This window comes from Xaviernesmea oryzae (genome assembly GCF_900109605.1).
Lineage (GTDB): Bacteria > Pseudomonadota > Alphaproteobacteria > Rhizobiales > Rhizobiaceae > Xaviernesmea > Xaviernesmea oryzae.
In genome coordinates this window covers 36,843-55,466 of sequence record NZ_FOAM01000003.1, presented here as the reverse complement: position 1 = coordinate 55,466, position 18,624 = coordinate 36,843, and the positions used below count along the sequence as shown (strand labels likewise).

15 protein-coding genes are annotated in these 18,624 nt (G+C 62.1%); 11 read left to right on the top strand and 4 right to left on the bottom strand.

Annotation, left to right across the window (positions count from 1 at the left end):
* The first annotated feature begins 11 nt into the window (after window positions 1-11).
* Both ppx and BMX61_RS03875 read left to right on the top strand, forming a co-directional pair.
* Window positions 12-1,532: an exopolyphosphatase gene (gene ppx, locus BMX61_RS03880; RefSeq protein ID WP_075628937.1), complete on the top strand. Its 1,521-nt coding sequence runs from the start codon at window positions 12-14 to the stop codon at window positions 1,530-1,532.
* 414 nt (window positions 1,533-1,946) lie between these two features.
* Window positions 1,947-3,251 carry an MATE family efflux transporter gene (locus BMX61_RS03875; protein WP_234794592.1) on the top strand — a complete coding sequence of 435 codons (1,305 nt, stop codon included), beginning with the start codon at window positions 1,947-1,949 and terminating at the stop codon, window positions 3,249-3,251.
* A 92-nt stretch (window positions 3,252-3,343) separates the two neighbouring features.
* On the opposite strand, the gene BMX61_RS03870 is transcribed toward BMX61_RS03875, so the two are convergent.
* Entirely contained in the window at window positions 3,344-4,705 is a 1,362-nt protein-coding gene (locus BMX61_RS03870) for an esterase-like activity of phytase family protein (protein WP_075628935.1), read from the bottom strand.
* A 386-nt stretch (window positions 4,706-5,091) separates the two neighbouring features.
* Here BMX61_RS03870 and BMX61_RS03865 point away from each other — a divergent pair, with 386 nt between their 5' ends.
* The 3 genes from BMX61_RS03865 to BMX61_RS03855 all read left to right on the top strand — a co-directional run bounded on the left by BMX61_RS03865 (window position 5,092) and on the right by BMX61_RS03855 (window position 7,283).
* Complete coding sequence (locus BMX61_RS03865) at window positions 5,092-5,520, top strand: CoA-binding protein (RefSeq protein ID WP_075628934.1); 429 nt, start codon at window positions 5,092-5,094, stop codon at window positions 5,518-5,520.
* A gap of 118 nt (window positions 5,521-5,638) precedes the next feature.
* Window positions 5,639-6,919 (top strand): O-acetylhomoserine aminocarboxypropyltransferase, encoded by a 1,281-nt coding sequence (locus BMX61_RS03860; RefSeq protein ID WP_075628933.1) that lies wholly within the window; start codon window positions 5,639-5,641, stop codon window positions 6,917-6,919.
* Window positions 6,920-6,929: 10 nt separating this feature from the next.
* A complete protein-coding gene (locus BMX61_RS03855) occupies window positions 6,930-7,283 on the top strand; it encodes a cupin domain-containing protein (RefSeq protein ID WP_075628932.1) in 354 nt (117 codons plus the stop codon).
* Here BMX61_RS03855 and BMX61_RS03850 read toward each other — a convergent pair.
* On the bottom strand, window positions 7,273-7,647 hold the full coding sequence (locus tag BMX61_RS03850) for a hypothetical protein (RefSeq protein ID WP_075628931.1): 375 nt from the start codon (window positions 7,645-7,647) through the stop codon (window positions 7,273-7,275). The genes BMX61_RS03855 and BMX61_RS03850 overlap by 11 nt on opposite strands.
* A 169-nt stretch (window positions 7,648-7,816) precedes the next feature.
* Window positions 7,817-9,070: a cytochrome P450 gene (locus BMX61_RS03845; protein WP_075628930.1), complete on the bottom strand. Its 1,254-nt coding sequence runs from the start codon at window positions 9,068-9,070 to the stop codon at window positions 7,817-7,819.
* 208 nt (window positions 9,071-9,278) lie between these two features.
* Between BMX61_RS03845 and BMX61_RS03840 the strand changes: the two genes are divergently transcribed.
* The 6 genes from BMX61_RS03840 (at window position 9,279) to hupB (ending at window position 17,720) form a co-directional block, all read left to right on the top strand.
* Window positions 9,279-10,175 (top strand): endonuclease/exonuclease/phosphatase family protein, encoded by an 897-nt coding sequence (locus tag BMX61_RS03840; protein ID WP_234794601.1) that lies wholly within the window; start codon window positions 9,279-9,281, stop codon window positions 10,173-10,175.
* Window positions 10,176-10,214: 39 nt separating this feature from the next.
* Complete coding sequence (locus tag BMX61_RS03835; protein ID WP_075628929.1) at window positions 10,215-11,774, top strand: phospholipase D family protein; 1,560 nt, start codon at window positions 10,215-10,217, stop codon at window positions 11,772-11,774.
* 158 nt (window positions 11,775-11,932) lie between these two features.
* Complete coding sequence (clpP, locus tag BMX61_RS03830) at window positions 11,933-12,568, top strand: ATP-dependent Clp endopeptidase proteolytic subunit ClpP (RefSeq protein ID WP_075628928.1); 636 nt, start codon at window positions 11,933-11,935, stop codon at window positions 12,566-12,568.
* A 301-nt stretch (window positions 12,569-12,869) separates the two neighbouring features.
* Window positions 12,870-14,147 (top strand): ATP-dependent Clp protease ATP-binding subunit ClpX, encoded by a 1,278-nt coding sequence (gene clpX, locus BMX61_RS03825; protein WP_075628927.1) that lies wholly within the window; start codon window positions 12,870-12,872, stop codon window positions 14,145-14,147.
* 564 nt (window positions 14,148-14,711) lie between these two features.
* Window positions 14,712-17,132 (top strand): endopeptidase La, encoded by a 2,421-nt coding sequence (gene lon, locus BMX61_RS03820; protein ID WP_075628926.1) that lies wholly within the window; start codon window positions 14,712-14,714, stop codon window positions 17,130-17,132.
* Between the two features lie 315 nt (window positions 17,133-17,447).
* A complete protein-coding gene (hupB, locus tag BMX61_RS03815; protein WP_075628925.1) occupies window positions 17,448-17,720 on the top strand; it encodes a DNA-binding protein HupB in 273 nt (90 codons plus the stop codon).
* Window positions 17,721-17,987: 267 nt separating this feature from the next.
* Here the strand turns inward: hupB and BMX61_RS03810 are convergent, their stop codons facing one another.
* Window positions 17,988-18,452 carry a MarR family winged helix-turn-helix transcriptional regulator gene (locus BMX61_RS03810; RefSeq protein ID WP_075628924.1) on the bottom strand — a complete coding sequence of 155 codons (465 nt, stop codon included), beginning with the start codon at window positions 18,450-18,452 and terminating at the stop codon, window positions 17,988-17,990.
* Window positions 18,453-18,624: the final 172 nt, after the last annotated feature.

The following is an 18,624-nucleotide window of genomic DNA, read 5'->3' as shown; positions in this document are numbered from 1 at the left end:
ATTGGGCCTGCATGGTGGAATCAGAAGCTCAGGGGCGCCTTCCGGGAATCGCCCCTGTTTCCGTCGTCGATATCGGATCCAACTCCGTTCGACTGGTTGTCTATGAAGGGCTGAATCGCGCGCCGGCCATTCTCTTCAACGAGAAGGTGATGTGCGGTCTCGGCAAGGGAATCGACGCCACAGGCCGCATGGACGAGGCCAGTGTCGAACGGGCGATTGCCGCGCTGCACCGCTTCCGGGCGCTGTCGGTGCAGGCACGCGCGAAGACCACCTTCGTGCTGGCCACGGCTGCAGCGCGCGATGCCTCAAACGGACCGGACTTCATCCGCCGGGCCGAAGCCATTCTGCATCATCCCGTACGCGTCCTCTCCGGCGAGGAGGAGGCTTATTATTCGGCGCTGGGCGTCATCAGCGGCTATCACGATCCCGATGGCATCGTCGGCGATCTCGGCGGTGGCTCGCTGGAGCTGGTGGATGTGCGGGGACGTGCGATCGGCAAGGGCATTACGCTGCCGCTCGGCGGCATTCGCCTGTCGGAACATGCCGGGGGCTCCGTCTCCAAGGCGCGCAACTATGCCAAGCGTCATTTCAAGGATGCCGAGGTGCTGAAGGTCGGCGAGGGTCGCACTTTCTATGCCGTCGGCGGCACCTGGCGTGCCATTGCCAAGCTGCATATGGAACTGCGCGGCTATCCGCTGCATATGATGCAGGGCTATGAAATCCCCTATGCGGAGGCGATGAGCTTCCTTTCGGAAGTGGCCGAATCCAAGGACTCCAAGGAGCCTGCATACGCCGCGATCTCCAAAAGCCGCCGCATGCTCATTCCCTTCGGTGCGGTGACCCTGCAGGAGGCGATCCTCGCGGCCAAGCCTTCGCAGATCTCCTTTTCGGCGCTCGGCGTGCGCGAAGGCTATCTCTATTCGCTGCTGTCGGATTCCATGCAGCAGGAGGATCCGCTGCTTGCGGCGGCCAATGAGCTGGCGATCCTGCGCGCCCGCTCGCCGGAGCATGCCCGCGAACTGGCGGACTGGACCGGAACGGCCATCGCCCATCTCGACATCGACGAGACGGAGGAGGAGAGCCGCTACCGCCGCGCCGCCTGCCTGCTCGCCGATATCAGCTGGCGCGCGCATCCGGATTATCGCGGGCTGCAGGCGCTGAACATCATCGCGCACTCGACCTTCTCCGGCATCAGTCATGCCGGCCGCGCCTATATCGCGCTTGCCAATTACTATCGCTTCGAAGGCGTTCGCGACGATGACGCCACCGGGCCGCTTGCCACCATCGCCACGCCCAGGCTGATGCACCGCGCCCGCGTGCTAGGTGGCCTGCTCCGCGTTCTCTATCTCTTCTCGGCCTCGATGCCGGGCGTGGTGCGCAATCTGCGGCTGGAAGCGTCGAAAGACGAGGACGGCGCCGTCGATTTCGTGGTCCCAGCGGCCTACAACGCGTTCTCCGGCGAGCGTCTGGACGGACGCCTGCAGCAGCTCTCCAAGCTGGCCGGCAAGAAGATGGCCTTCCGTTTCGAATAGGCACATAGGCAGGCAGCCGTTCCAAGCGGTTTGCCTGCCACCCCAGTGTTGCTAGCGTCGGCATATGTCGCAAGGCCGGCGCCGGTTGCACGGAACGCGTAAGCTCGCAGTTCTCTCACTCAGGCCGCCTCTGAAAAAGACGCAACGCCGTGTCCAGCTTGACAGGTCGTCCCGGTCGTGATTGATCGGACCTAGGGCTCTGAGCGCCCGCCGCCTGCGGACATATGTCCACGGTGAAGCCAGCGACATTGAACCGTCTCACCCTTGCGCATTTCGCTGGTGGGCAATGCAGGCTCCCCATCTCCCTGTCGAAATGCCTGTTCGCAGGAGTGAGTGATGTCGATAAGACAATCACCTGATAACCGGTATCTAACCGGTTCCGTGCCGCGGCTCTTTCTGGCCACGGCCTTTCCCATGCTTTCGATCATGATGATGAACGGCCTGCTCAGTGTGGCCGATGCCATGTTTCTCGGCCACTTCGCCGGCACGCAGGCAATGGCCGCTGTCGGCACTGCCTTTCCGGTGGTCATGGCGACCATTGCTCTGGCGTCCCTCGTCGGTGGGGGAATGGCAAGCCTCCTTGCCCGCCAGCTGGGCGCAGGCGCGGAGGCAGACGCCATGGCGACTTTCGCCGGAGCCCATGGGCTCGCGCTTACTATCGCCGCAGTCTTGATCTGGATTTTCCTGATAGGCGGATGGGACTTCGCCCGCTTTGCCGCTGGCAGCGGCGAAGGGCTGGCGGAGATGGTCTGGACCTTCCTGGCCGTTACCGTTTTGGGAACGCCTGTCCAGTTCCTCGTCGGCCTCCATGTCGATGCCTGGCGAAGCGAGGGGCGTGCGGGGATGATGGCTGCGCTCTCTGTAGGGGTGACCGTCGTCAATCTCGCCTTGAACTTCGTCTTCGTCGGGGTGCTTGGCCTGGGTGTCGCGGGATCGGCACTAGCGACGGTTCTCGCCCAATCGGCAGCACTTGTCCTCCTGGTCGAGCGTCGCCTCGTCTTGCGGGCGAGGTTGAGGCTTTCCAGTCTGCACGAAAAGAGCTGGCGTGCGGGTTGGGGACGGATCATCGCGCTCGGCCTGCCGGTCAGCCTCGGCTTTGTCGGCATGATGCTTTCGGCCTCTATCGTCGTTCTTTCGCTGCAGACCGGGGATCGCGCGGATGGCGGCATGACGCTCGCGGCCTATGGGATCGTCACCCGCCTTTTCGGCTTCGCCTTTCTGCCGGCGCTCGCCTTGGCAATGGCCATGCAGAGCATTGTCGGCAACAATATCGGCGCCGGCCTGCATGACCGTTCGAAACAGGGGTTGAGAATCGCGATCTTGGTTGCCTTCCTCTATGGTTGCGGCATGGAGCTACTCTTCCTGACCCGGGGCGACGTGATCGGCGCTGCTTTCATCAGCGATCCCGTCATGATTGCCGAGGTCGGCAGGCTCCTTCAGCCGATGTCGGCGGCTTATCTGCTGTCCGGACCGGTGCTGGTTTTCGGCTTCTATTTTCAGGCGACTGGCCAGCCCGTCCACGCAGCATTGCTCACCACGGCCAAACCGCTCGTTCTCCTGCCGATCCTGATCTTGATCTTTCGGACACAATGGGGGCGCGAGGCCTTATGGCTGGCCTATCCCGTGGCGGATCTCCTAGCAGCAGCCATCGCCCTCATTCTGCTTCTCGCCACCTTAAAATTACGTGCGCCCACGGCGGAGCTTGGTCTTCGGCCCTAAAACGGCACAGGATCCCGATCCACGCCGCCTTTCCAAATGCGACGTGCCCGACCGAGGTGGCCGGGCACGTCATTGCGTTTGGAAGTCGAGACCTACTTCGCGGTCAGGAAATCGCCCACATCGAGCAGCACCATCTCGTTGTCATCGGGCTTGTCGATGAAGCGGCCGATCGAGAAGGGCAGGTTGTTGTCGTTGCCGACGACGATATGCGTGGCGTCGACCACGTCGACATTCTCGATGGTGACGAAGGGCATGGTGTAGATGCCATCCTTCGTGCCCTGCTTGGCCTTCTTGTCAGGGTCGGCAATGTTCATCAGGTCGATATAGCCGATCTTGCGCACAGCCTTGCCGACATTCTCATCGGTCAGTTCGATCTTGTAGACACGCTTGTGCTTGGCCGGCTTTTCGAAGCAATCGACCTGCGGCTTGGCCGGGTCAGCGCAGGCCTTGTCGGCGGTGCCTTCGCCGCCGTCACGCTCCAGCACGAGGCCGGTAGTCGCGTCGATCAGGTTGAAGTCGCCGATATTCGTGCCGCCGGCCGAAAGCGGATAGAGCCAGCTGCGGCCAGTCCAGGCCTTGGCCTTCGTATCGAATTCGACGATGCGTAGCGCGTTCTGGCCGTCCACCTGCTCGAACTTGCCGTCGCCGAGATAGATCGGCCCTTCCAGAAGCGCATAAAGCTTGGAGCCGTCCCTCGACATCGCCATGCCTTCGAAGCCGTTGGAGCGGCGCAGGTTGAAGCCGGCCGGCAGCGGCTTGGTCGGGTCTGAGGGCAGGGTGAGCGTCGGGTTATCGGGCGACATGACCGGCTTGCCGTCGACGGTGGTCGGATAGACGGCTTCCAGTTCGCCCTTCAGATTGACCTTGAGCAGATAGGGGCCGAACTCTTCACCCAGCCAGAAACCGTCGGCCACCGGCTGGATGGATTCCAGGTCGAAATCCGAGCCGGTGAGATAGCGCTTCTCGGCACCCTCCATGACGATCGGGAAGGGGGCGATCTTCTTCGGGTCGGACAGGAAGACGGTGTTCATCCGCTCGAACTTGTCGTTGGTCCAGTCGAGCTTGACGTGATGCAGCATCAGCATGGCATCGACGGAATTGAGCTTGGTGCCGAAACCATTGTCGGTCAGCGTCCAGAAGGTGCCGTCCGCCATGGTCTTGATGCCGGAAAGACCCTGCACGGCCTGGCCGTCGAAGGGCATGGAAAGCCCTGTCGGGTGAATGCCGTCCATGCCAGGCACGGTGCCCAAACCCTGGGCGCGCTTGCGATCCGGCGTCGTGAACTTGGCGGCGGTCTTCAGAAAGTCCGGCGCATCGGCCGGCGCCGGAATGATCGTATTGGCAGGCAGGACCACCTGGGCGGCGAGCTTGGCGGGAAATGCCTTTTCCTCGGCATGGGCAGCAGAGGCGATGGCCAATGCAAAAAGGCTGGCGGATAAAAGGAGGGATTTCATCGGGTGACCCTGACTAGGATGGTGCGACTGATGGGAGACGATCCGAGAGGTTGGCAAACCCGGCATTCAGCACGCGCGCCTATCCGGACAAACTGGTTGCAACGGAAGATCGTGTGCGCAAACAAGGGGTTGGTTCGGCGTCTTGAAAGCCCGTGCGGGCCTTCATCCGGTCGCTCTAAGCCTGCTGCGTGACGGGACGGTCATGCTTGCGTGAAATTTCCATGAACGGCCAGATCTCGCGACGGCATGTCGGGAGTGGACATGCCGCGGCGCCGCGGCTGGATCTTGCCGGCCATCCACCCCAGATTAAAGTGGCTGGGCAGGCCTGCGCGCAGCGTTGTGGCGCAAGGCTTGGGCCGCTTTGCCGGGTTGATGAGGAGGGAGCAATGAACCACGATCACTATAGCGACGAGACACTGGCGCGGATCCTGAAGGACACCAAGGTGATTGCTTTGGTCGGCGCCTCGCCCAATGCAGCACGGCCGAGCCATGGCGTCATGGCCTTTCTCCTGTCGCGCGGCTATCGGGTCATCCCGGTCAATCCGGGCCAGGCAGGCAAGACCATCCTTGGTCAGACCGTGGTTGCGACGCTCGCTGACATTGCCGAGCCCGTGGACATGGTCGATGTCTTCCGCGCGGCCGATCAGCTCGGCGGCGTGGTGGACGAGGCGCTGGCGCTGGAGCCGCGGCCGAAGGTGATCTGGGGTCAGCTTTCCGTGCGCGACGACGAGGCGGCCGCTAAAGCCGAGGCCGGCGGGATCGAGGTGGTGATGAATCGCTGCCCGGCAATCGAGATCCCCCGGCTCGGGCTCTGAGCGCGCCGCTGGCCGCCTTTCCCTTGCCTGTCTGTGGATGAGCGGGCTAACCCGCTTTGACCGGCAGGCGCACAAAGGTCCATGATGTCGTCCTGAGAACGAAAGAGGAGAAGACATCATGGCCACGAACCCGGGGTTCAACACGCTGGCTGTCCATGCCGGTGCGCAGCCGGACCCGACGACGGGTGCGCGGGCAACGCCGATCTACCAGACCACGAGCTTCGTTTTCGAAGATACGGACCAGGCTGCCGCGCTGTTCGGTCTGCAAGCCGCCGGCAATATCTACACGCGGATCACCAATCCGACCCAAGCCGTGTTGGAAGAACGGGTGGCCGCGCTGGAGGGCGGTACGGCAGCGCTGGCGGTGGCGTCAGGCCATGCGGCGCAGCTGCTCGCCTTCCACACGCTGCTGCGGTCCGGCGATAATTTCGTTGCGGCAAGAAGGCTTTATGGCGGTTCGATCAACCAGTTCGCCCACGCCTTCAAGTCGTTTGACTGGCAGGTCCGCTGGGCCGACACCGATGCGCCCGAGAGCTTTGAGGCCGAGATCGACGGACGCACACGGGCGATCTTCATCGAAAGCCTGGCCAATCCCGGCGGCACCTTCGTGGACATCGCGGCGATTGCCGACATCGCCCATCGCCACGGCCTGCCGCTTATTGTCGACAACACCATGGCGACCCCTTATCTCGTGCGCCCGCTCGAGCACGGCGCCGATATCGTCGTCCATTCGCTGACCAAATTCATGGGCGGGCACGGCAATTCCATGGGCGGCATCCTGGTCGATGGCGGTACGTTCGACTGGGCGGCCTCGGGCAATTACCCGGCGCTGAGCGAGCCGCGTGCCGAGTATGGCGGCATGGTGCTGGCCGAGGCCTTTGGCAATGTCGGCTTCGCCATTGCCGCGCGTGTTCTCGGCCTGCGCGATTTCGGCCCGGCCATTTCGCCTTTCAACGCTTTCATGCTGCTGACCGGCATCGAGACGCTGCCCTTGCGCATGCAGCGTCACTGCGACAATGCCCTCGGCGTCGCCCGCTGGCTCAAGCAGCATCCCAAGGTCGGCTGGGTGCGCTATGCAGGTCTGGAGGACGACCCCAACCACGCCCTGCAGCAGCGCTATGCGCCCCATGGCGCCGGCGCGGTCTTCACCTTTGGCCTGCGGGACGGCTATGAGGCCGGCAAACGCTTCGTCGAGGGGCTGGAGATGGTTTCGCACCTTGCCAATATCGGCGATACCCGCTCTCTGGTCATCCATCCGGCTTCCACAACCCATCGCCAGTTGACGCCGGAGCAGCAGGTGGCGGCCGGTGCCGGTCCGGATGTCGTGCGCCTGTCCATCGGTATCGAGGATCTTGCCGACATCATCGCTGATCTCAATCAGGCCCTGGAAAAGGCGTGAGGACGAGACCATGACCATCGGCTTGCTCGGTTTCACCTTCGATCCCGACACTGTCGCGCCCGAGACCGGCGCGCCAGCGGCGGATCGCATCGTCTCAGGCAATCCGCAGTTTCGCACCTGGAACCTGGAGGAGGCCGAAGGTGGCCTTTATGCCGGCATCTGGGAAGCGACCCCCGGCGCCTGGCGGATCGTCTATGAGGAGTGGGAATATTTCCACATCCTCTCGGGCCATTCCCGGGTGACCTCGGACGACGGCACCTCCTTCGAGCTGAAGGCCGGCGCCAGCATGATCCTGCGCCCCGGCTTCAAGGGCGTCTGGGAGGTGATCGAGACCACGCGGAAGGATTATGTGATCAGGGCTTAGCCTTGGCGTGGCGACGATGCACCGGCTGGGGGTTGGCAAGTTTCTGTTTAAGCACCCCGTTTGGTGCATCCTCCTCAAGAATCCCAAGTATACGTCGAAAAAACCAACGTGCACCGCGATCGGTTACTAAAAAAGCTTCGTTGGATGAGTTCCAGAGATGGGCCAGTTCAGCATCGCTGACCGACGGCTCCAGTATCGTTCTGAGATAATCAGTCAACTCAGGTATGAACTCCTTACTTCGCGAGGCAACGCCGCGAAGACCAAAACGAATGACATCATCCATCGATCCAAGCATTTCGTAGTCTTGGATCATCTGGAGCGCGAATATCTTGAAGGCTGGAGAAGTGGGGATTTTCCTTGCCATGAGACCATCGTCCTGTATTAGCCCAATTTATTTTGAATATAACCTGTCGCAATAAGATATAGATGAGATATAAATTAGATTCGAATACATTTGTCATGGCAGCGCTTGTAAAATTTGCTCGTTCATAAGTTTCGTCAGAGTCAAACCAGTAATTTCAAAGAAAATAAAATTACCACACCAATTCGACGCGCTCCAGTCCATGGAAATGGAAGCTGTCCTTGACCTCGGGCGCCGCCTTCAGACGCAGGCCGGGCAGGCGCTGAAAGAGGATCGGCAAAGCGATTTTCAGCTCCAGCCTGGCAAGCGGCGCGCCGATGCAGAAATGGATGCCGGCGCCGAAGGACAGGTTCGCGCCTTCATCTCGGTCGGGGCGGAAGGCCATCGGGTCGGTGAAGCGCTGGGGATCGACATTGGCCGCGCCGAGCAGAAGGCCGATGCGCTCGCCCCGCTTGATCGCGATCCCGTCCTCCAGCACGACGTCTTCCAAGGCAATGCGTTGGAAAAGATGCAAGGGGGCTGCGCGCCGAAGACATTCCTCGACGGTGAGTGTCGTGGTGCGGTCGTCGGCAAACAGCGCGGCCGGATCGGCGTCCTGCGACAGGATCAGCGCCACCGCATTGCCGATCTGATGCACAGTCGCCTCGTGGCCGGCATTCAGCAGAAGAGCGGCCGTCGAGATCAGCTCCTCCTCGCTGAGGCGCTGGCCGTCGCGGTCTGCGGTGATCATCTGGGTCAGGAGGTCATCGGCCGGGTTCTGGCGCTTCCAGTCGATGATGCCGGCGAGATAGGCGGCGAAATCGGCGGATGCTTGATTGGCGTCGTCTTCGGTCTCGCGCGTCGGCCGGGCCATATACATGCGCACCATGCGATGCGACCAGTCCAAGAGATCCGGTGCCGCCTCCTGTGGCACGCCCAGCATCTCCGCGATGATCGTCACTGGAATGATTTCGGCATAGGCCTTCAGCAGCTCGACCTCGCCCTTGCCGGCAAAGCCGTCGATCAGCTGATGACACAGCGCCGCAATGCGCGGCGAGAGCTTGTCGATCTGGCGCGAAACGAAGGCGCGGTTGACGAGCGTTCGAAGCCTTGTATGCGCGGGCGGCTCCAGCTCCAGCAGGGAGAAGGATTCGATCCGGTCGAAATCGGCCAGATGCGGCTGCGGTTCGGGCAGGCCCAGTTCCTCGCGGCTTGCCACATGCAGGATTTGCCGGCCGAAGCGGCGGTCGCGCAGCAGCGCATTGACATCGGAATAGGCCGCGAAGAACCACTTGCCTTCCTCCTCCCAGAAGAAGCGCGGCGCGCTTGCGTGCAGCGCCGCATAGGTCGACCAGGGATCGGCATAAAAGCGGGGATCGTGAATGTCGAGCGACAGCGTGGGGCTATCGGCCTTCAGGCGGAAAGGCGGGACGAAATCGTGGGGCATCCGGCATTCTCTTGCAAGCGAACAGGCGGGTATCTGGCGGCGCGGATCTGCCACTCGGCGTCTGCCGTCTTGCCAGCCCGCCTCGATGGTCTATCTCTTCGTAGCGTCCATGGAAAGTCACAGAGCCATCCCCATGCCGTCCGAGCCGCCCATCCCCTCCGACCGCCGGAATTCGCGCCATCAGCCGACGGGCGGGCATCAGCCTGCCATGCCGAAAACCTTGCGGCAGGGTCTTGTGCAGGCCATTCGCGCCCGGCGTGTCCCGCTGGCCGGGCGTGATGCGGTCGAAGCGCGTGGCGATCTCATGATCGCATCCTACAACATTCACAAAGCCGTCGGCGTGGACAAGCGTTTCGATCCGGGCCGCATCATCGACGTGATCTGCGAGCTCGGCGCCGATATTGTCGCCCTGCAGGAAGCCGACCAACGCTTTGGCGAGCGCGCTGGCCTGCTCGATCTGGAGCGGCTGCGGCGCGATTGCCATCTCGTGTCCGTGCCGATTGCTGCCTTTTCGCCCAAGGGCCATGGCTGGCACGGCAATGTCCTGCTGCTGCGCGAAGGCGTGGTCGGGCGCGTGGAGCAGCTGAAGCTGCCGGGCGTCGAGCCGCGCGGCGCGCTGATGGTCGATCTCGACCTGAAGATCGGCCCCTTGCGCATCATCGCCGCGCATTTCGGTCTCCTTCGGCATTCGCGGGGCCAGCAGGCACGCGCGATCGTCGATGCACTGAGAAGCGGCGATGCGCGGCCGACCCTCTTGATCGGCGACCTCAACGAATGGCGAATCGGCCGCCGTTCGGCGCTGAGCCTTCTCGATCCCGTTTTCGATCATTCGATATCGGCCGTGCCGAGCTTCCCGTCGCGCTTTCCCCTCCTGGCGCTTGACCGGGTCATGGGCAGTCCGCACACGCTCGTCACCCATGTCGAGGCGCACCAGTCGCCGCTGGCGCGGATTGCCTCGGACCACCTCCCGCTGAAGGCTCGTATCGATCTCGGCGCAGCGTTGCAGTCGCTCGGCCTCGCGCCGGTGCGAGAGGGGCAGGCGCATGAGGGAGGCGCGGGCGATGCTTCGCCAGGGCAGGGCGCATCATCCTCGCCTGCGCCCTGACATGGATGGCGATGCCGTGACGATGCTGGGTTCGACACCATGCTGACGATCCTGATGATCCTCACCGGTCTTGTGGTCGGTCTGGTCGGCCTTTCGGCGATCTATGCCTGGGGTCGCTTCGGCCGCCGGCCCCAAGGGCAGCCGGCGCGCGCGCTGCCGCCGCTTGAGGACCAGACCGAGATCGACCGGCTCGCCGCGCCGCTTCTCGATGCGCATGAGGGCGAAAACGGCGTGGCTCTGCTGATCGACAATGTCGATGCCTTTGCCGCCCGTGCGCTCTCGGCCCGTCGCGCTGGCCGTAGCCTCGATCTGCAATATTACTACTGGAAAAAGGACCTGACAGGCCGGCTGCTGGCGGCGGAAGTGCTGGCCGCTGCCGATCGCGGCGTCAAGGTGCGGCTTCTGCTGGATGACATCAATGCCGGCCTGCACGATGCCTTCTGCCTGTCTCTGGACGCACATGAGAACATCGAGGTCCGGCTGTTCAATCCCAGCCGGGCACGCACCGATCGGCTCAGGCGCGGGCTGGAGATGATGGCGCGCCCCTTGAGCGCCACCCGGCGCATGCACAACAAGGCCTGGATCGCCGATGGGCGCGTGACCATTGCCGGTGGACGCAATATTGGCGATGCCTATTTCGACGCGGCCGAACAGGCGAATTTTCGTGATCTCGACATGTGGATGCTGGGCAGCATGGCCGAGGACGCGTCCGACGTTTTCGACGCCTATTGGAACAGCCCGGTGGTGCTGCCCATCGGCGCGCTGCGCACGCCGCGCCGCCACTATCTTCCCCGCCTGCGCCGCAAGCTCGCGCGGATCGTGCGAAAAAAGGCCGCGCGTCATTATCTCGATCATGTCGACCGGCTCGCGCAGGAGGCCGGCCTGTTCCATGGCACCGGGCCGCTGCGCTGGACCAGCGAGGTGCGGATGGTAGCCGACCCTCCGGAAAAAGCCCATATGGCGCGGCGGCAAAACTGGCTCATGGACGTGTTGATGCCGGTGATTCGTCAGACGCGCACGCATCTGCGGATCATCTCACCCTATTTCATTCCGGGGGTGAACGGGGTGAAGGAACTCTCGGCGCTGACGCAGGCCGGCGCGCAGGTATCGGTCCTGACCAATTCGCTCGCGGCCACCGATGTCGCGGCCGTCCATGGCGCCTATGCCAATTACCGGCGCCGGCTGTTGAAAGCCGGCGTGCGTCTTTATGAGCTCAAGGCCGAGCGGGAGCCCAATGAGAAGGCGCGGCTGTCTCTGTTCGGCTCGCGCCATGCCAGCCTGCACACCAAGGCTTTCACGCTTGATGGACGCACAGGCTTTGTCGGCTCGATGAACTTCGATCCGCGCTCGGCCTCGCTCAACACCGAAATGGGCGTGTTGATCACCTGCCCGGATCTGATCGCCGACATCGATGCGATCTTCACGGCGGAGACGGCGCCGGTCAACAGCTTTCGCCTGGCTTTGGAGGGGCGCAAGCTGATCTGGAGCGACGAGCAGGCGCACCGTGCACGTAGGCTGCGCCGGGAGCCGGAGGCGGGTTTCTGGCGCTGGGCGATCGCCGCGGTCATCGGCGTGCTGCCGATCGAATCGCAATTGTGAGTCCGCCTCCAATGCGGACGGTGCTGGTCAAGGGCGATTAACGTTATGCGCGGGTGGCGTCTTGAAGTGGGGGTGTGAGGACCTTTATGTAGAGGAGGAGACAGATTCATGATTCCCGGCGCGTGAACCGGTCGCGCGCCTCATTGACAAGGCTAGACATGAAAAACCCCGTTGATACCGCAATGGCCCTGGTGCCGATGGTCGTCGAGCAGACCAATCGCGGCGAACGTTCCTACGACATCTATTCCCGCCTTCTGAAAGAGCGCATCATCTTCCTGACTGGACCGGTGGAAGATCACATGTCGACGCTCGTCTGCGCCCAGCTCCTGTTCCTGGAAGCGGAAAACCCGAAGAAGGAAATCGCCCTCTATATCAATTCGCCGGGCGGCGTTGTCACCGCCGGCATGGCGATCTACGACACGATGCAGTTCATCAAGCCGGCCGTTTCGACGCTGTGCATCGGTCAGGCCGCCTCCATGGGCTCGCTGCTTCTGGCCGCCGGCCATAAGGACATGCGCTTCGCCCTGCCGAGCGCCCGCATCATGGTTCACCAGCCCTCGGGCGGCTTCCAGGGACAGGCTTCCGACATCGAGCGCCATGCACGCGACATCATCAAGATGAAGCGCCGGCTGAATGACGTTTACGTGAAGCACTGCGGCCGGACCTACGAGGAGGTTGAACAGACGCTCGACCGTGACCACTTCATGGCCGCAGACGAAGCGCAGGCCTGGGGGCTTGTGGACAAGGTCATCACATCGCGCGAAGCGATGGAGGCAGCGCCGCCAGCGGCCTGATCCGGGCTCTTTGTTCGCGGATAGATGTAATTGTGACACAATTCTAGCCCTCAAAGGGCTTTATCCGCTGAACGAAGACGCTAATATCCGCCGTTAATGCTATGTTGAATGTCTGTTCCTAGCATATCGGTTTCGGTGGGGGAGATTCGTTGCCGCCGGACTCGGACGTCGCGTTTGAAGCCGGTTCGTGCTCCCAAGGCCCTGTTCGCCGATGCCCCGCATACGGGCGTCGGCCTTCGGAGCGGTTTGAGTGTCCGCGGCGCCCCCTTGAGGGCGTCGGGCGTGCTGGAAGGAAATTGAAATGAGCAAGGTCAGCGGCAGCAACGGCGGCGACTCCAAGAATACGCTTTATTGTTCGTTTTGCGGCAAGAGCCAGCATGAAGTGCGCAAGCTCATTGCCGGGCCGACGGTGTTCATCTGCGACGAATGCGTCGAGCTGTGCATGGACATCATCCGCGAGGAAAACAAAACCTCGATGGTGAAAAGCCGTGACGGCGTTCCGACGCCGCAGGAGATCATCAAGGTCCTCGACGAATATGTCATCGGCCAGCAGCAGGCCAAGCGCATCCTCTCGGTCGCCGTCCATAACCACTACAAGCGTCTCGCCCATGCCTCCAAGGGCTCGGATGTCGAGCTGGCGAAGTCCAACATCATGCTGGTCGGGCCGACCGGCTGCGGCAAGACCTATCTTGCCCAGACGCTTGCCCGCATCATCGATGTGCCCTTCACCATGGCCGATGCGACGACCCTGACGGAAGCTGGCTATGTCGGCGAGGACGTCGAAAACATCATCCTGAAGCTGCTTCAAGCTGCCGACTACAATGTCGAGCGGGCGCAGCGCGGCATCGTCTATATCGACGAAGTCGATAAGATCTCGCGCAAGTCCGACAATCCCTCGATCACCAGGGACGTCTCGGGCGAGGGCGTGCAGCAGGCGCTTCTGAAGATCATGGAAGGCACGGTCGCTTCCGTTCCGCCGCAGGGTGGCCGCAAGCATCCGCAGCAGGAATTCCTGCAGGTGGACACGACCAACATCCTGTTCATCTGCGGCGGCGCCTTTGCCGGTCTCGACAAGATCATCTCGGCGCGTGGCGAGAAGACCTCGATCGGCTTCGGTGCGGCGGTGCGTGCGCCGGAGGATCGCCGGGTTGGCGAAGTCCTGCGCGAGCTCGAGCCTGAAGATCTGGTAAAATTCGGCCTGATCCCGGAATTCATCGGCCGTCTGCCGGTTCTGGCGACGCTGGAGGATCTCGATGAGGAAGCGCTGATCCAGATCCTGTCCGAGCCGAAGAACGCGCTGATCAAGCAGTATCAGCGCCTGTTCGAGATGGAAGATGTGGAATTGACCTTCCACGAGGATGCGCTGCGCGAAATCGCCCGCAAGGCGATCGTGCGCAAGACCGGCGCGCGCGGCCTGCGCTCGATCATGGAGAAGATCCTGCTCGACACCATGTTCGAGCTGCCGACGCTGGAAGGCGTGCGCGAGGTGGTCATCTCCGACGAGGTGGTCAAGGGCTCGGCCCGTCCGCTTTACATCTACTCGGAGCGGACGGACGAAAAGGCCAATGTGTCGGCCTGAGATCACTCGCTAATCTTGAGGAGAGGCCCGCCATCGTGCGGGCCTTTTCCGTTTATACACTGTTTCGAATCACTTGACGGGCAGGGGCCTGCCTATGTCGTGCTTCGGCGATGGCGGAGGATCTCTTGCGCCTTTGTTGATCGACCAAGCATGCCTTGGAAGCCGTTTTCCGCCTCGACAAGGGACGAGAATCGGGATGGGTGCGGGCTGGTGCTGCCTGTGGGGCGCCGCACGCAAATGAGCGGTTGCGCTATTTCATCATGGGCGCGATGATGGCGTAACGACGTCCCGGCCTGTCTTCGGCCGTTGTGAACGCCTCCCGCCTCGGCCTTCGCGAAGTTGATGCGTCAGGCGAGCGGCATGGCAAGCTTGAGGCTAGTTCGCTCCCGTCTAATCGTCGCTTGGGTCAAGCGTGGTTGAGAAGTTGGCGCGGACAAAAGCGGGGAGCCGGCAAAGGGTTGAAAGCGGGCTTTGGACACGCCACTTCTGCTAGGAAGTTGATAAGCCGGCGCACCTTGAATGCGCATTGGCATTGGCCTGGAAACGGGTCGGAAAGGAACTGAAATGACCAAAAAGACGTCTCCGGCAACGGATAGCGCGACATACCCGGTCTTGCCGCTGCGCGATATCGTGGTGTTCCCGCATATGATCGTGCCGCTCTTCGTGGGACGCGAGAAGTCGATCCGCGCGCTGGAAGAGGTCATGGGTACCGACAAGCAGATCATGCTTGCCACCCAAATCAATGCCAGTGACGACGATCCGGAGCCCTCGGCCATCTATCAGGTCGGCACCATCGCCAATGTTCTTCAGCTGCTGAAGCTGCCCGACGGGACCGTGAAGGTTCTGGTGGAAGGCCGCGCGCGCGCCGAAATCGATGGATACACCCGCCGCGAGGAATTCTACGAGGCCTATGCGCATGCGCTGGAAGAGCCCGCTGAGGATCCGGTCGAGATCGAGGCGCTCAGCCGTTCTGTCGTGTCCGAATTCGAAAGCTATGTGAAGCTCAACAAGAAGATCTCGCCCGAGGTCGTCGGCGCCGCCAGTCAGATCGAGGACTATTCCAAGCTCGCCGACACCGTGGCGTCGCATCTCTCGATCAAGATCGTCGAAAAGCAGGAAATGCTTGAGACGACCAGCGTCAAGCTGCGCCTTGAAAAGGCGCTTGGCTTCATGGAAGGCGAGATTTCGGTCCTGCAGGTCGAGAAGCGCATCCGCTCGCGCGTCAAGCGCCAGATGGAAAAGACCCAGCGCGAATATTACCTGAACGAGCAGATGAAGGCGATCCAGAAGGAGCTCGGCGACGGCGAGGAAGGCCGCGACGAGATGGCCGAACTGGAAGAGCGCATCAACAAGGCCAAGCTCTCCAAGGAAGCCCGCGAAAAGGCCGATGGCGAGCTGAAGAAGCTGCGCCAGATGAGCCCAATGTCGGCGGAAGCCACCGTGGTGCGCAACTATCTCGACTGGCTGACCGGGATTCCCTGGGGCAAGAAGTCCAAGATCAAGACCGATCTCGTTCTCTCCGAGAAGGTCCTGGACGAAGATCATTTCGGCCTCGACAAGGTCAAGGAGCGCATCGTCGAATATCTCGCAGTGCAGGCGCGCTCGGCAAAGATCAAGGGCCCGATTCTCTGCCTCGTCGGCCCTCCCGGCGTCGGCAAGACCTCACTCGCCCGCTCGATCGCCAAGGCGACCGGACGTGAATATGTGCGCATGGCGCTCGGCGGCGTGCGTGACGAGGCCGAGATCCGTGGTCACCGCCGCACCTATATCGGCTCGATGCCCGGCAAGGTCATCCAGTCGATGAAGAAGGCCAAGCGGTCCAATCCGCTCTTCCTGCTCGACGAAATCGACAAGATGGGCCAGGACTTCCGGGGCGATCCGTCTTCGGCCCTGCTCGAGGTGCTGGATCCGGAACAGAACTCGACCTTCATGGACCACTATCTCGAAGTTGAGTATGATCTGTCGAACGTGATGTTCATCACGACGGCCAACACGCTCAACATCCCGGCTCCGCTGATGGACCGCATGGAAGTGATCCGCATCGCCGGTTATACCGAAGAGGAAAAGCTGGAGATTGCGCGGCGCCACCTGCTGCCCAAGGCAATCGCCGACCACGCGCTTCAGGTCAAGGAGTTCGCGGTCTCTGACGATGCCCTGCGCGCCGTGATCCAGAACTACACCCGTGAGGCCGGTGTACGCTCCTTCGAACGCGAGCTGATGAAGCTCGCCCGCAAGGCCGTCACCGAAATCCTCAAGGGCAAGAGCGAACGCGTCGAGGTCACCGGCGAGAACATTGCCGATTATCTCGGTGTGCCGCGCTATCGCCATGGCGAAGCCGAGCGTGTCGATCAGGTCGGCGTGGTCACGGGTCTGGCCTGGACGGAAGTCGGTGGTGAACTTCTGACGATCGAAGGCGTGATGATGCCCGGCAAGGGCCGCATGACGGTGACGGGCAATCTGAAGGACGTGATGAAGGAATCGATTTCGGCAGCGGCCTCCTATGTCCGCTCGCGCGCCATCGATTTCGGCATCGAGCCGCCGATGTTCGAACGCAACGACATCCACGTGCACGTTCCCGAAGGCGCAACGCCGAAGGACGGTCCGTCGGCAGGCGTCGCCATGGCCACCGCCATCGTCTCGATCATGACCGGTATTCCTGTCAACAAGGACGTGGCGATGACCGGCGAGATCACGCTGCGTGGCCGGGTTCTGCCGATCGGCGGCCTGAAGGAGAAGCTGCTGGCGGCCCTGCGCGGCGGCATCAAGAAGGTGCTGATCCCGGAAGAAAACGCCAAGGACTTGGCGGATATTCCGGACAATGTGAAGAACGTGCTGGAAATCGTTCCGGTCTCCATGATCGGCGAGGTGCTTCAGCATGCGTTGACACGCATGCCTGAAGCCATCGAGTGGAGCCCCGCAAAGCAGGCCGCGGCGATGAAGCCGTCTGCCGATGCGGACGAGGCTTCCGCCGGTTTCGCCCACTAAAGCCTGGAGGGGCGGGCTCGCCCGCTTCTCCTCACGGCTTTTTTTGTGAAAGACCGGTCCTTTGGCCGGTCTTTTTCATGATTATTGCCCTCAAAGCCTTGCATTCCGGCACATTCGGGTTGATTGGGTTGCCAAGACGGGCGGTTCGCGACGATGCGCCGCCCGCCTGTGTGGCAGTGTCCCGAGGTTGAGAAGCCCGGACTATCGCCAATGGGCAGTCGCCCAGCACTGACGCAGCACGTGGTCCCTTCCTTTGGAGGAGATCATGCGGCCGCGCGATCAAAACCGTTTCGAACCGAATGAAAGGGTGGAAACATGAATAAGAACGAGCTCGTGTCTGCCGTGGCCGACAAAGCCGGCATTTCCAAGAATGATGCAGCCTCGGCCGTCGATGCCCTGTTCGACGTCATCCAGGCCGAACTGAAGAATGGCGGCGACGTCCGTCTCGTCGGTTTCGGCAACTTCACCGTAAGCCACCGCGAAGCCTCGAAGGGCCGCAACCCGTCGACCGGCGCCGAGGTGGACATCCCCGCCCGCAACGTGCCGAAGTTCACGGCCGGCAAGGGCCTGAAGGACGCTGTCAACTAAAGCGGACTTACGCCGTACTGCGCAGCGGTATGGCGAAGCGCTCGACGCCCCACCGCTCGGTGGAAGACAATCAGGGTCCGGCCTCGCGCCGGGCCTTTTTTATGGGCCTCACCCACGTCCCGTCCGGACGCTTTGAGAAAAAGCAGATGGCAGAGTCGGAGGAGCGCGCACAAAGGCATTGCGATGGCGGTCAGGATCTGCCCACAGCGCATAGGTTCAGGACGCGGCTGACCCGGAGCGAATGGCCCGGACCTTGCGAGAAAGCGCCTATTCGGCTGCGCTGCTGATCTCATCCTTGCGCTTGGCGCGCATGTCTTCGGCCTTGATCACCAGCTTGCCGACGATCTCGTGCAGCTGGTCGAGCTCACGATCGTCGAGCGTTGCGAAAAGTTCGCCGATCATCTGCTTGCGCGGCCCTTCGGCGGCTTCGAGCGCCTGGCGACCCATTTCCGTGATCGAGACGATCTTGGCGCGGCGGTCATCCGGATCGGGCTGGCGGACGACGAGCCGATCGCGCTCCAGCCCGTCGATCGCCTCGGTGACGGTCCTTGGTGCAAATTTCAGTGCGTCGGCGATGTCGGTCGAACGACAGGGGCCAAGCTTACAGAGATAGAAGAGGAACTTGCTGCGTGCGAGCGAAACGCCTTCCTCGGTCATCGACTCGTTGAGAAGCCGATGAACACGGTGGTAGAGCTCGAACAGCTTGTCGGAAACGTCGAAAGCCTTTTTCATATCTTCTCATTCTACACCCGGACCGCCCTGTCAAATAGCGCGTTTTGCATTCTCTGCCAGCAGCAGGGCCCGTCTTCACCGAGGTTTGACAGGGACGGCGGAAAACGCTCTAAACGACGACTTCCATCCGCGGTCTGAGCCTCGCCAAGCTTGCGGATGATTGCAGCAGAAT

Bases quoted from the DNA above. Each gene is read 5' to 3' on its own strand.
- clpP (WP_075628928.1), top strand. From the start codon at position 11,933: ATGAAAAACCCCGTTGATACCGCAATGGCCCTGGTGCCGATGGTCGTC.
- hupB (WP_075628925.1), top strand. From the start codon at position 17,448: ATGAATAAGAACGAGCTCGTGTCTGCCGTGGCCGACAAAGCCGGCATT.
- BMX61_RS03875 (WP_234794592.1), top strand. From the start codon at position 1,947: ATGCTTTCGATCATGATGATGAACGGCCTGCTCAGTGTGGCCGATGCC.
- BMX61_RS03860 (WP_075628933.1), top strand. From the start codon at position 5,639: ATGGCCACGAACCCGGGGTTCAACACGCTGGCTGTCCATGCCGGTGCG.
- ppx (WP_075628937.1), top strand. From the start codon at position 12: ATGGTGGAATCAGAAGCTCAGGGGCGCCTTCCGGGAATCGCCCCTGTT.
- BMX61_RS03855 (WP_075628932.1), top strand. From the start codon at position 6,930: ATGACCATCGGCTTGCTCGGTTTCACCTTCGATCCCGACACTGTCGCG.
- BMX61_RS03810 (WP_075628924.1), bottom strand. From the start codon at position 18,452: ATGAAAAAGGCTTTCGACGTTTCCGACAAGCTGTTCGAGCTCTACCAC.
- BMX61_RS03850 (WP_075628931.1), bottom strand. From the start codon at position 7,647: ATGGCAAGGAAAATCCCCACTTCTCCAGCCTTCAAGATATTCGCGCTC.
- BMX61_RS03870 (WP_075628935.1), bottom strand. From the start codon at position 4,705: ATGAAATCCCTCCTTTTATCCGCCAGCCTTTTTGCATTGGCCATCGCC.
- clpX (WP_075628927.1), top strand. From the start codon at position 12,870: ATGAGCAAGGTCAGCGGCAGCAACGGCGGCGACTCCAAGAATACGCTT.
- BMX61_RS03835 (WP_075628929.1), top strand. From the start codon at position 10,215: ATGCTGACGATCCTGATGATCCTCACCGGTCTTGTGGTCGGTCTGGTC.
- lon (WP_075628926.1), top strand. From the start codon at position 14,712: ATGACCAAAAAGACGTCTCCGGCAACGGATAGCGCGACATACCCGGTC.
- BMX61_RS03840 (WP_234794601.1), top strand. From the start codon at position 9,279: ATGCCGAAAACCTTGCGGCAGGGTCTTGTGCAGGCCATTCGCGCCCGG.
- BMX61_RS03845 (WP_075628930.1), bottom strand. From the start codon at position 9,070: ATGCCCCACGATTTCGTCCCGCCTTTCCGCCTGAAGGCCGATAGCCCC.
- BMX61_RS03865 (WP_075628934.1), top strand. From the start codon at position 5,092: ATGAACCACGATCACTATAGCGACGAGACACTGGCGCGGATCCTGAAG.